At 55.0% G+C, this 12,433-nt stretch carries 13 protein-coding genes; 11 read left to right on the top strand and 2 right to left on the bottom strand.

What is annotated here, in order from left to right; genetic code table 11:
• Positions 1–520: 520 nt before the first annotated feature.
• Entirely contained in the window at positions 521–889 is a 369-nt protein-coding gene (locus HHJ17_RS03205) for a metal-sensitive transcriptional regulator (RefSeq protein ID WP_296504980.1), read from the bottom strand.
• Positions 890–1,071: 182 nt separating this feature from the next.
• Between HHJ17_RS03205 and HHJ17_RS03210 the strand changes: the two genes are divergently transcribed.
• From HHJ17_RS03210 to HHJ17_RS03260, 11 genes are all read left to right on the top strand, one after another.
• Complete coding sequence (locus HHJ17_RS03210) at positions 1,072–1,644, top strand: DUF302 domain-containing protein (RefSeq protein WP_296503511.1); 573 nt, start codon at positions 1,072–1,074, stop codon at positions 1,642–1,644.
• 36 nt (positions 1,645–1,680) lie between these two features.
• A complete protein-coding gene (locus tag HHJ17_RS03215) occupies positions 1,681–2,913 on the top strand; it encodes an outer membrane protein transport protein (RefSeq protein WP_296503509.1) in 1,233 nt (410 codons plus the stop codon).
• 129 nt (positions 2,914–3,042) lie between these two features.
• On the top strand, positions 3,043–3,357 hold the full coding sequence (locus HHJ17_RS03220) for a hypothetical protein (protein ID WP_296503507.1): 315 nt from the start codon (positions 3,043–3,045) through the stop codon (positions 3,355–3,357).
• A gap of 103 nt (positions 3,358–3,460) precedes the next feature.
• Positions 3,461–4,852 (top strand): sulfite dehydrogenase, encoded by a 1,392-nt coding sequence (gene soxC / locus HHJ17_RS03225; protein WP_296503505.1) that lies wholly within the window; start codon positions 3,461–3,463, stop codon positions 4,850–4,852.
• Complete coding sequence (locus tag HHJ17_RS03230) at positions 4,836–5,957, top strand: c-type cytochrome (RefSeq protein WP_296503503.1); 1,122 nt, start codon at positions 4,836–4,838, stop codon at positions 5,955–5,957. The genes soxC and HHJ17_RS03230 overlap by 17 nt, the downstream gene beginning before the upstream one ends.
• A gap of 62 nt (positions 5,958–6,019) precedes the next feature.
• On the top strand, positions 6,020–6,475 hold the full coding sequence (gene soxY / locus HHJ17_RS03235) for a thiosulfate oxidation carrier protein SoxY (RefSeq protein WP_296503500.1): 456 nt from the start codon (positions 6,020–6,022) through the stop codon (positions 6,473–6,475).
• A 56-nt stretch (positions 6,476–6,531) separates the two neighbouring features.
• A complete protein-coding gene (gene soxZ, locus HHJ17_RS03240) occupies positions 6,532–6,843 on the top strand; it encodes a thiosulfate oxidation carrier complex protein SoxZ (RefSeq protein WP_296503497.1) in 312 nt (103 codons plus the stop codon).
• Between the two features lie 95 nt (positions 6,844–6,938).
• Positions 6,939–7,736, top strand: a complete 798-nt coding sequence (soxA, locus tag HHJ17_RS03245) for a sulfur oxidation c-type cytochrome SoxA (RefSeq protein ID WP_296503678.1) — start codon at positions 6,939–6,941, stop codon at positions 7,734–7,736.
• Between the two features lie 18 nt (positions 7,737–7,754).
• Positions 7,755–8,411 (top strand): sulfur oxidation c-type cytochrome SoxX, encoded by a 657-nt coding sequence (soxX, locus tag HHJ17_RS03250; protein ID WP_296503494.1) that lies wholly within the window; start codon positions 7,755–7,757, stop codon positions 8,409–8,411.
• Positions 8,412–8,483: 72 nt separating this feature from the next.
• Complete coding sequence (gene soxB / locus HHJ17_RS03255; protein WP_296503492.1) at positions 8,484–10,217, top strand: thiosulfohydrolase SoxB; 1,734 nt, start codon at positions 8,484–8,486, stop codon at positions 10,215–10,217.
• A 190-nt stretch (positions 10,218–10,407) separates the two neighbouring features.
• Positions 10,408–11,256 (top strand): N-formylglutamate amidohydrolase, encoded by an 849-nt coding sequence (locus HHJ17_RS03260; RefSeq protein ID WP_296503490.1) that lies wholly within the window; start codon positions 10,408–10,410, stop codon positions 11,254–11,256.
• 42 nt (positions 11,257–11,298) lie between these two features.
• On the opposite strand, the gene HHJ17_RS03265 is transcribed toward HHJ17_RS03260, so the two are convergent.
• On the bottom strand, positions 11,299–12,387 hold the full coding sequence (locus HHJ17_RS03265) for a quinone-dependent dihydroorotate dehydrogenase (protein ID WP_296503487.1): 1,089 nt from the start codon (positions 12,385–12,387) through the stop codon (positions 11,299–11,301).
• Positions 12,388–12,433: the final 46 nt, after the last annotated feature.

The raw sequence follows: 12,433 nt of genomic DNA on the forward strand, positions 1-12,433 counted from the left end.
ATTAGGGGCTGCATCGGCCGGTGTTCATGCACTGGCTTTCTACATATCGCAATTCACGAGCCAAGCTGAGTCAGACCGCGGGAATACCCTTAACACCCGTTTTAAGTGTTTGTTTTTATTGAAGATATTTGGGCGATAAAACCCGATTGACCGAACGACACGTTGGCCCCTGGAAAGTAGGCTTCCGGTTGCGGGTGACTTGTGAAAGCGTTGTTTCCAGTCCGGAGTCGCGGGATGGCAGGCACGTCGTGGTGATCGCAAAAATACCTATTGCCCGGACATTTGAAATGTCTAACCTAGCGTGCGATTAATGACCTGTAGGCACAGTTGATTATTCAAACTGATGTGCGCACTTTGTAAACCTCACTGATGCCGGTATGGCATTTTCAGTGGGTATACGCATAGCAAAGCCTTCCGCTCAAGTGGAAAAACTGTTTGCCGCGATATCCCCGAAAATTAGAACTGGTTTAGCTGGCGAGGCGGCTTGCTTGAGCACACGCTTGGCAGGTGATCAGTTTTTTCATCCGAATTTTTCAAGCATGCGGGCCGAGCGTTCCACCTCAACAATGGTTTGCGCCTCCGATTTGGAATCGTAGACAGCTTCCATCACCGAGCAGGCCATCATCCGGTAAAACGTCTTGTCCATGGCTTTTCGCGCAGCAGACATTTGTATCGCAACTTCTTCACATGATCGCCCGTTCTGGATCATCTCGATCAAGCCGCGCACCTGGCCTTCAATGCGGCGCAAACGATTAACCACATCTTTTTGGTGATCAGCGCGATAGTCGGAAACGGCTGTAGCCGACTCGGGTTGATGTGAATTTTTTTTTGTTGCCATGTGAATCCATTGTTTCGATGCATAAAACCCTCGCAGTTTGCCAGATTGCAAGCGTTCAACCTACGAAATTATTCTGGATTTAATACCCTACCCCGCAGGGTATAGGGTTGATCCTAATGTTAGTTTCTTGCTTCTTGAAGCACTATCTGATCCACATCAATAGAAGAATTAATTTTCGTCACTGATGCACACCTATCTATCGATGGCAACCGCCTTGAATCAAGGAAATAAAAGTGAACGTTTTGACAAAATATTTGAAATGGCTGCCTTTGGTCGCCGCTGTGCTTTTGACTGGATGCGGCAGCATCAGCACACTAGGAAAACTGGAAGACGGCGCTGGCACGGAAGCCAGCAAGATGTGGGATCGCTGGGTTGACAGCGGTGGTGACATTGCGGTGGCCACGACCTGGGAACGTAAAGTCAAAGCCGGGTTAACCGTTGCAGATATTGAGCAGGTATTTGCTACCGTTGCGACTGAGCGAAACATGAAGAGTGTGGGCGATCTGCCTCTGTCCAAAGAGTTGGAGTCTCGTACCGGTGTCAAGCAAAAGTTTCTCAAGGTTTACTCTTATTGCTCTCCCACGACGGCTCGCATGATGGTTGATTTCAGCCCGCACATGGGGGCTTATCTGCCTTGCCGTTTGACCGTGGTCGAAAAAGACGATGGCCTGTGGATTTACACCCTCAACATGGACATGATGGTCAAGATGGGACGCAAGTTGCCATCGCCTTTGAAGGAAGAAGCCTGGAAAGTTCGCGAAACCATCTACCAAATGATGGACCGCGCTGCCAAAGGCGAGTTTTAAACCGCGCAACTTAAAAATATAAACAGGAGACATTGAATGCGTAAGACAAAGACAGCAAAAGTGGTTCGTAATCTGGCTGCGCTGGCGATCATTGCCGGACCACTGACAGCGGCCATGGCCACCAATGGGTATTTTTCACATGGCTACGGCATGAAAGCCAAAGGCATGGGTGGCGCGTCCGTCGCCATGACCGACGACGCCTTTGCCGGTGCCAACAACCCGGCGATAGCGGCGTGGGTAGGTAACCGTGCTGAGCTCGGACTGGACTTTTTTATGCCCAGTCGTGAGTCGTCCAACACAGGTGGGGCGTCTGCAAAAAGTGATAGCAATTTGTTTTATGTGCCGGAGTTCGGCTACAACCGCGCCATCAACGACAAACTGGGTGTCGGCATCACGGTTTATGGCAACGGCGGTATGAATACCGATTACCCGGTTAACTTTTTCGGTGGCACTCCTGCATTGGGTGTTAACTTGATTCAGTTGATTGTGGCTCCGACTGTGGCCTATAAGTTTAGCGACAAGCATTCGGTTGGCGTTTCTCCCTTGTTGGTGCATCAGCGGTTCAAGGCAGAGGGTCTTTCGCCATTTGCAGGATATTCTGCTTCTCCGGGTGCCTTGACCAACAATGGATATGACACGAGCAATGGTATCGGAGTGCGCTTGGGTTATCTTGGAAAGATCAATGACAAGGTGACTCTTGGTGCTTCATATTCGCCCAAGATTTCCATGTCCAAGTTCTCCAAATATGCGGGCCTGTTTGCGGAAGATGGTGGCTTTGATATCCCAGAGAACTACACCTTAGGTGCTAGTTTTCAAGCTACGCCGAGTGTTCTATTCGCCTTGGATTACCAACGCATTGGCTACAGTGGCGTCCGCGCTATAAGCAATCCAAGCGGTAATTTGCTGCTGGGTAAGCAGTTGGGCGCTGCTGATGGCCCAGGCTTTGGTTGGTCTGATATTAACGTCTGGAAGGTGGGCGTTCAATGGCAAGCAACACCTCAACTGACGATGCGCGGTGGCGTCAATGTAGGAGATAACCCTGTCCAGGGTCGTGATGTGACCTTCAATATCCTAGCTCCAGGTGTTGTCACAACGCATTACACCTTGGGTGGAACCTATGCCCTGTCTGACAAAACAGAGGTGAGCTTCTCCTATATGTATGCGCCTTCCAATTCAGTTACAGGGGCTAATTTGCTCAATCCTGCTGTTCAAGACACCGTCAAGATGTCGCAACAAGCCCTTGGCATCCAGTTCGGCTGGCGCTATTGAGCTGATCTAGTCACGGTATCTTGATGCATCACGTCCGGGGCAAGACCCGGCGCGTGATGCATCAATATCTCATTGACGCAAATCGGGTGTATTGCATGGCGCAGTCTCCCTTCCGTAATCGTGAGCTGTATGTACAAATTTATCTTCCCCCTGTTTTTGCTTGCTTTGACATCGGCTGGTGCCCAGGTTCCCGCTATGTTCGAGGGCGCCGACCTCAAGTTGGGTGAAAAGTTGATTGCTGAAAGCAAGTGTTCAGCCTGCCACCAGCAGAAGGTGGGAGGAGACGGAAGTGCTATCTACAAACCCGCAGGCCGCGTGAATGCCCCTGGCGTTTTACGGGGCATGGTGGAGTCGTGCAATACCGAACTCAACCTCAGTCTATTTCCTGACGAAGTCACCTCAATCGCTGCCGTTCTGAATCGTGACCATTACCGATTCAAGTAGTTTTCAAAAAACCAACAGAACGGCTTAAAGATCAGTAAAAACACCTATGGAATTGTTCGGTCAATAAAATATATTACTGGTTGCGAATATATAAATATAGACCGTGAAACTCATTGAAGGAGATCGTGTGACGCAAGAAGATTTAAGTTCGGGGAGAGTCCACAAGGCCCCTGAAAGTTTTTTGAATCGGGACGGAATCAAGACCGTTGTGACCGAAGCCAAGAATGGTCGGCGCGATTTCATTCGCAGCGCATTTGCAGCCGCGGCAGCGGGTGTCGCTGTACCGGCCGTCATGGCTCAGGGTAATCCGGTGCCTGCCGAGGGCGGCGATCCCAATATCCTTAATCTGCCTGAGCACAGCAAAGGTTTGGGGCAGGGGGTAGACCCTGAAGGGAGTTACGGCAAGCCTTCCAAATATGAGGCCAATGTCAAGCGCCGCCAAAGTCCGGGTCTGACTCAGACTACCCAGGCGTCGGTGTCGTTTGCGCCTTTGCAGTCATTGTTCGGTATCGTGACGCCAAGTGGTCTTCACTTCGAACGTCATCACCAGGGTTGGTGGGATATTGATCCTTCCAAGCATCGTTTGATGCTCAACGGCATGGTGAAGTCGCCCAAGGTATTCACCTTGGACGAAATCATGCGCCTGCCTTCAGTCTCGCGTTTCCACTTCATTGAGTGCGGCGCCAACACGGCAGTCGATTGGGGTAATGTCGCGGTGCCGACGGTGCAGTACACGCACGGCATGCTGTCCTGTAGCGAATTTACCGGTGTGCCACTGATTACCTTGCTGGAGTTGGCGGGTGCCGATCTTAAGAATGGCAAGTTTGTTTTGGCTGAGGGGGCTGACGGCTCTTCCATGACCCGGACCATTCCCATGAGCTTGATCAAGTCGGGCGAGGTGTTTGTGGCCTATGGCCAGAATGGCGAAATGCTGCGGCCTGAGCAGGGCTACCCGCTGCGCCTGATCGTGCCCGGTGTGCAGGGTGTGAGCTGGGTTAAATACCTGCGTCGCATCGAAGTCGGTGACAAGCCCTACGCCACCAAAGACGAGGCTGTTCACTACATTGATTTACAGCCAAGCGGTCAGCACCGCCAGTACTCCAGCATTCAGGAGTGCAAGAGTGTCGTGACCACGCCTTCGGGTGGGCAGGTGTTGCTTGACAAGGGTTTTTACAACATCACGGGTCTGGCATGGTCGGGTCGTGGCAAGGTCAAGCGAGTGGATGTGTCGGTGGATGGTGGCCGTAATTGGCGTACCGCGCGACTGGAAACGCCTGTCTTGTCCAAAGCCCTCACGCGCTTTAACCTCGATTGGGTGTGGGACGGCAAGCCTGCCATTATTCAGAGCCGGGCCATTGATGAAACAGGTTTTGTGCAGCCCACCTACCAGCAACTTCGCGCCGTGCGTAGCACGCGTTCCATTTATCACAACAACGCCATTCAGTCGTGGTTGGTCCAGGAAAACGGTGAGGTGAAAAATGTTCAGGTTTCGTAAAGCTGTTTTGCTGACTGCGCTATTTGCTGCCGCCGGATTCGCCGGTGCGCAAACCGCCTCTCATTACCCAGGGGTGGGCCGCTTGGCAACACCCAAAGAAGTGGCGGCATGGGACATCGATGTGAGGGCAGACTTTAAGGGGCTGCCAGCAGGTTCCGGTACGGTTGCCAAGGGGCAAGATATCTGGGAGGGTAAATGTGCCCAGTGCCATGGCTTCTTTGGTGAGTCAGGTGAGGTATTCAGCCCGCTGGTGGGCGGCATAACCCCTGAAGATATCAAGACTGGCCATGTTGCGAACCTGACCAATCGCAATTTTCCGGGTCGGACGACTTTCATGAAGGTCGCCTCACTATCAACGATCTGGGACTACATCAACCGTGCTATGCCGTGGACTGCGCCCAAGTCGCTGACGACGGATGAAGTCTATGCAGTGACCGCATTTTTGTTAAACCTGAACGGCATTGTTCCCGATAACTACACTTTGTCGGACAAGAACATCGCCGAAGTGCAGGCCCGCATGCCGAACCGCAATGGCATGACGACAGCGCACAACATGTGGCCCGGTAATGAGTTTGGGGGCACCAAAAAGTCGGACACCAGCAATGTCGCCTGCATGAAGGACTGTGCACCGGAACCCAAGTTGGCCTCCTTCCTGCCGGACTTTGCCCGCAATGCACACGGCAATCTGGCTGAGCAAAATCGGCCGGTAGGGGCGCAGCATGGTGCTGACACGACACGTCCTGAAGTCAAGTTGGGTGATGTTGCGCCGGCGCCTGCCGCTCCAGTGGCTGCAGCGCAGACCGTTGGTCAGGTCAAGCCAGCTGCTTCGCCCAAGGCAGACGCCGCAAGCGCTGATAACAAGGCGGCTCTGGCGTTGCTGCAAAAGAACAACTGCACGGCCTGCCATGCTGTTGACAAAAAAATACTAGGCCCCAGCTTCGTGGATATAGCCAAGAAGTATGCCGGCAAGGCGGACTACCTGGCCGGAAAAATCAAGTCAGGTGGATCGGGCGTGTGGGGACCCATACCCATGCCAGCCCAGACTTTGAGTGACGCTGAAGCCAATACCATTGGAACTTGGCTTGCTGCGGGTGCTGGGAAATAGGGTAACTACGAATTCGTACGTTGTATTTTTTAATTAGTATTGATTTAATCAAGGAGATTCACATGCAAACTCGTCGCAAGACACTCAAGCAAGGCGCCATCTTGGCAGGGCTCCTCGCATCTACGGGCCTGTTTCCGCAGTACGCCTTTGCCTACAACAAGAACGCCTTTGAGGCCAAGAGCCTCGCTGATGTTTTGAAGGCGCTTGGAGCCGGTGCCCCGGTCGAAAGTAAAGATGTGATTATTGGCGGCCCGGACATCGCCGAAAACGGTGCTGTGGTACCGCTGACAGCCAGCACGTCACTGCCCGGAGTCAAACAGATTTTGATTCTGGTCGAGAAGAATCCGGCTGCCTTGGTGGCTCTGTATAACGTGACCGACAGTGTAGAAGCGAACTTTGCCACGCGTTCCAAGATGGGTCAGTCGTCTGACGTGTATGCCGTGGCCGTGATGGCCGATGGCAAGGTATTTTTTGCCAAAAAAGAAGTCAAGGTCACTCTGGGCGGCTGCGGCGGTTGATCGCCACCCGTTCCCTATTTTTTCAATTTATTCAATACTGATTCAGGAGTAAAAAAATGGCAGATCCAATGCGCATTCGAGCTCAAGTAGCTGGCGACAAAGCAACCGTTCGTGTTTTGATGAGTCACGAGATGGAGTCCGGTCAACGCAAAGACGCGGCTGGCAAAATCGTTCCCGCCTGGCACATCGAGGAAGTAACCGCCACCCATAACGGCAAGACCGTCTTGACAGCGGAGTGGGGCCCTGCGGTCTCCAAGAACCCGTTTCTCCAGTTCGTTATCAAGGGCGCCAAAGCAGGCGACAAGATCGGCGTGACCTGGAAAGACACCAAGGGTGAAACCCGTACCGACGAAGCCACCGCTTCCTGATTGACGCGGTATTTTTAGACAAGGGTGGGGCTTTGAATGCTTCACCCTTTTTTTCTCATGGCTCGTTTTCAAAACCACAGGAGATCATCATGAGGATGACAAAAACGCTTTCGCTTCTGGCATTGGGTTGCCTTGCTACCACGGCTGCCATGGCGCAGAAGTCGGCCGTTCAAAGCATTGAGGAATACCGTGCCATGCTGCAGGATGGCAATCCGGCAGATCTTTTTGAGGCCAAAGGAGAAGACTTGTGGAAGCAAAAACGCGGCCCCAAAAATGCTTCGCTGGAGAAATGCGATCTGGGCAAGGGCCCTGGCGTGGTCAAAGGGGTGTTTGTTGAGTTGCCGCGCTACTTTCCTGATACCAAGAAGGTTCAGGACGTGGAGTCTCGTCTTTTGACTTGCGTGGAAACCCTGCAGGGTTTCAATGCCGCCGAGATTGCCAAAACGGCTTTTGGCAAAGGCGAACAGAAAAATATAACGGCGCTCGCCACCTGGATTTCGGCTGAATCCAAGGGCATGAAGTTCAATCTTCCACAAGCACACCAACAAGAAAAAGTATTCTTTGAAGTAGGTAAACGTTTGTTCTTTCAGCGCGGTGGGCCACATGATTTTGCGTGCGCATCGTGCCACGGGCAGGACAACACCCGTATCCGCTTGCAGGATCTCCCCAACCTGACCAAAAACCCGGGCGATGGCGTTGGCTTTGCCGCCTGGCCGGCTTACCGCGTGTCGAACGGCCAGATGTGGGGCATGCAGCAACGTCTGAACGACTGCTACCGCCAGCAACGTTTTCCGTACCCTGGTTTTGCCAGCGATGCCACTGTGGCTCTGGGGGTCTACCTGGGCGTTAACAGCCAGGGTTCTGCGTCTGTTGCCCCGGCTATCAAGCGCTGATTGTTCAGGAGAAACGTTATGGAAAAACAATACAAAATCATGTTGTCCGTATTGGCAGCGACGGCTATCGTTGCTGGTTGCGCCAACGATCCGGGTTTGATCGATCTGGATAAATTAACGGCCAATATCGTCAAAGCTTCCTTTCGCGATGAAGGTATTGTCAAGGTGTCGGTGCTCGACACCGATGAAACCAATCGTGCTTGCAGCGCCGCCGACGTGGCCGGTAAGCCGCTCGATGACGCAACCGCCAATGCGCTGCAAGAAGCCAACCTCAAGACCATCAAGTGGCCTTCGGACGGCAAGTTTCTGGGTAACTGGAAAGCCGGCGAGGCGTTGGCACAAAATGGCCGGGGTCTGACCTGGACCGACAAGGCGGATACGCCAAACGGCGGCAATTGCTACAACTGCCACCAAATCGATAAAAAGGAAATTTCCTTTGGAACGATCGGCCCAAGCCTGTACAACTACGGCAAGTTGCGCGGGGTAACGGATGATCCCAACAGCCCGGCGGCAAAGGCCATTGTGGAATATACCTGGGGCAAGATCTGGAACGCCAAGGCCTACAGCGCGTGTTCCAACATGCCACGCGCCGGTCATATGGGCATCCTCAACGAAGCGCAGGTGCGAGACATCATGGCCCTGCTGCTGGACCCCAAGTCGCCAGTCAATCAATAAGCTGAATCAGCAGCGCTCCAACCTGGCTTGCCCGGGTTCCCATTTATTTATCAATTCAGTAGTCGCAAAAATATGAACTTAACCAAACGTGAGTTTTTTCAAGTGCTGGGGGCCGGCACCATGGCCGGCATGGGGCTGGGTACCTATGCCGAGGCTGACGCGGCCACGGCTTCCAACGGGTTGTATGACATTCCGAAATTTGGCAATGTGTCGTTCCTGCACATGACCGATTGCCACGCGCAACTCAAGCCCATCCACTTCCGGGAACCCAGCATCAATATGGGGATCGGCTCCATGCGGGGCAATCTGCCCCACTTGGTGGGCGAGCACCTGCTCCGGGTCGCCAAGGTGCGTCCCGGCACGGCCGAAGCCCATGCGTTGAGCTACCTGGACTACGAGAAGGCGGCCCGCCGCTATGGCAAGGTCGGCGGTTTTGCGCATTTGGCCACGCTGGTCAAACGCATGAAGGCCAGCCGCCCCGGCGCGCTCTTGCTGGACGGCGGCGATACCTGGCAGGGTTCGGGTACGGCGCTGTGGACCAACGGCCAGGACATGGTCGATGCCTGCAAGTTGCTGGGCGTGGACGTCATGACCGGCCACTGGGAGTTCACACTGGGCATGGAGCGTGTGAAGGAAATCATCGAGAAAGACTTTGCGGGTAAGGTTGATTTTGTCGCGCAAAACGTCAAGACCAACGACTTTGGCGACCCGGTGTTCAAGCCCTATGTGATCCGCGAAATCAATGGTGTGCCCTGCGCCATCATCGGCCAGGCGTTTCCCTACACCCCGATCGCGAACCCGCGCTACATGGTGGCCGACTGGGCCTTTGGCATCCAGGACGACAACATGCAGAAGATGGTGGACGAGGCCCGCGCCAAAGGCGCGCAGGTGGTTGTCGTCCTGAGTCACAACGGCATGGACGTGGATTTGAAAATGGCCAGTCGCGTCAGCGGCATTGATGCCATCATGGGTGGCCACACGCATGACGGCATGCCGGTGGCCAGCATCGTCAGCAACAAAGGCGGCAAGACCATCGTCACCAACGCCGGCTCGAACAGCAAGTTCTTGGGCGTGATTGACTTTGACGTCAAGGACAAACGCGTCGCCGACTTCCGCTACAAGCTGCTGCCGGTGTTTGCCAACATGCTGCCGGCTGATCCAGAGATGGATGCGCTCATCACCAAAATTCGCGGACCGTATGAAGGCAAGCTGGCCGAAAAACTCGCCTACACGGAAGGCACCTTGTACCGCCGAGGCAACTTCAACGGCACGGGTGACCAGTTGCTGGTGGACGCGCTGATGGACGTGCAGGGCGCCGACATTGCGTTCTCTCCTGGCTTCCGCTGGGGCACCACGCTGCTGCCTGGCCAGGCCATCACGCGTGAATGGCTGATGGACATGACAGCCACCACCTACTCCTACGCCACGGTGAGCGAGATGAGCGGGGACACCATCAAGACGGTGCTGGAAGACGTGGCCGACAACCTGTTCAACCCCGACCCGTATTACCAGCAGGGCGGCGACATGGTGCGCGTCGGCGGCTTGCAGTACAGCTGCAACCCGCTGGCAGGCATGGGCAAGCGTATTGACGACATGCGGCTCAATGGCAAACCGATCGAGGCGGGCAAGAAGTACAAGGTGGCGGGCTGGGCACCGGTGGCCGAGGAAGCCAAGAATGCCAACAATCCGATGGTCTGGGATGTGGTGGAAACCTGGCTCAAGGCCCGTGGCGGCAAGGTCTCGGCACGCAAGCTCAATGCGCCCAAGATCACAGGTGGTTTGCCCAATCCGGGCTATGCGGCTTGAGTTGACGCCCCGTTGATGTCAACACGGACCTGACCCTTACCTTCCGTTGGCGGGTAAGGGTCAGGGGTAATTTCTTCACCCGCGTGGCGCAGCATGGCAAGCGCCACGCCGAGGTCAGGTGGGCGGGTGCTTGCCCTCGTTAATTTAGTGCGTTGGACGGCTGCGCACTGGCTGCGGCACAATTCACGCTATGACTTCATCGGTTCGCTTTCTGCCGGGCACCACCCCGCTGGTGCTTGACTCTCCCCACAGTGGCACCTGTTATCCGGTTGACTTCGATTTTTCCTGTGATCTGGCCGGCTTGCGCCGGGCCGAAGACACCCATGTGGAAAAACTCTACGACTTTGCCCTTGGCCTCGGGGTGGCCTGGATTGAAGCGTATTTTCCGCGCAGCTACCTGGATGCCAACCGCAACACCACCGAGATCGATACCACCCTGTTCAGTCAAGCCTGGCCGGACCCGGTCGAGACCGATCCGGTGCTTCTGTCGAAGGTCCGGCTGGGCAAAGGCTTGATTTGGCGCTTGACGGATGACGGGGTTCCCATTTATGAGCGTCAGCTGTCGGTGGCCGAAGTGCGGGCGCGCATCGACCGTTGCTGGCGACCGTACCACGCTGCCGTCGGTACGGCGATTGATGCGGCCCAGGCGCGCCACGGCTACAGCATTCACCTGAATTGTCATTCCATGCCGGCGGTGGCGTCCAGCCATGCCACCGATTTTCCGGGTGAAGCGCATGCCGATTTTGTAATCGGAAACCGTGATGAGTCGACGGCTTCTGCACGGCTATCGCAACAAATTTGTGAGCATCTGGCGGACTTGGGTTACAGCGTTTCCTACAACCACCCCTACAAAGGGGTCGAGCTGGTGCGCCGCCACAGCGACCCGGCGCGGCATCGGCACAGCATTCAGGTCGAGATCAATCGCAAGTTGTACATGAATGAAGAAACGTTGGCGATCACAGGCGGTTTTGCCGCGCTGCAGACCAGTCTGCGCTCGCTGGTGACCCGGTTGTTGAAAACGGACCCGCGTGCGCTTTAGTTGCTATTGAAATAATAGCTACTTGCGCAAGCAGGACGGGGGCTAGAAGGTCTTTTTAATCAAAGTTGCGGCCTGTTTCACCAGTGTCGGTCCTTTGTAAATCAGGCCGGTGTAGATTTGCACCACATCGGCTCCCGCCCTGATTTTGCTCACCGCATCCTCGGCGCTCAAGATGCCCCCCACCCCAATGATGGGAAAGTTCTTGCCCAAGGCGCTGCGCAGTTGCGTGATGATGCGGTTGCTCATTTCCAGCACGGGAGCGCCGGACAGGCCACCGGTTTCCTCGGCGTGGGCAAGGCCCTTGACGGCATCCCGGCTCAACGTGGTGTTGGTGGCGATCACGCCGTCCATGCCGTGACGTTGCAGTGTGGCGGCAATCAGGCCCACTTGGGTTTCATCGAGGTCGGGCGCGATTTTGACAAAAATGGGGGTGCGTTTGCCATGTTGCGTAACCAGCGTTTCACGCCGTTGGGCAAGGGCGCCCAGCAGACCATCCAGTGCTTCATCGCTCTGCAGCGCCCGCAGGTTTTTGGTGTTGGGGCTGGAGATGTTGATGGTGACGTAATCCGCATACGGATAGATACCCTCCAGACAGGCCAGATAGTCATCGGTCGCGTTTTCAATCGGCGTGGCTGCATTTTTGCCGATATTCAAACCCAGCAGCATCGGCGACGCTTTGCTTGTATCCGCCGGTTTGGCCGTACCTGCGTTCTGGCGCTGCTGGTACAAGGCGGAGCGTTTGACGTTCGCAATGAAGGCGTCCAGACCCTCGTTGTTGAAGCCCAGCCGGTTGATCAAGGCTTCGGCCTTGGGCAGGCGAAACATGCGGGGTTTAGGGTTGCCCGGCTGCGCCAGCGGCGTGACCGTGCCCACTTCGACAAAACCGAAGCCCATGGCGCCCAGTCCATCAATGCACTTGGCATTTTTGTCCAGACCTGCGGCCAGACCCACCCGGTTCGGAAAAGTCAGACCGGCCAGTTCAATCGGGTCATCGACCCGGCCTGCGCAAAATGCCAGTTGCAAGGGGGTGCCTTGCAGGGCGGCGAGGGATTTCAGGGTTAACTCGTGCGCCGTTTCCGGGTCAAGGCTAAATAAAAACGGGCGGGCGAGGGCGTAGGGGACGAGAGACATCGGATAATTCCTGCAAAGTTCTTGTACAAATTTCTTGTAACTCAAC

It is taken from the genome of Rhodoferax sp. (genome assembly GCF_012927445.1).
Classification (GTDB): Bacteria; Pseudomonadota; Gammaproteobacteria; order Burkholderiales; family Burkholderiaceae_C; genus Rhodoferax.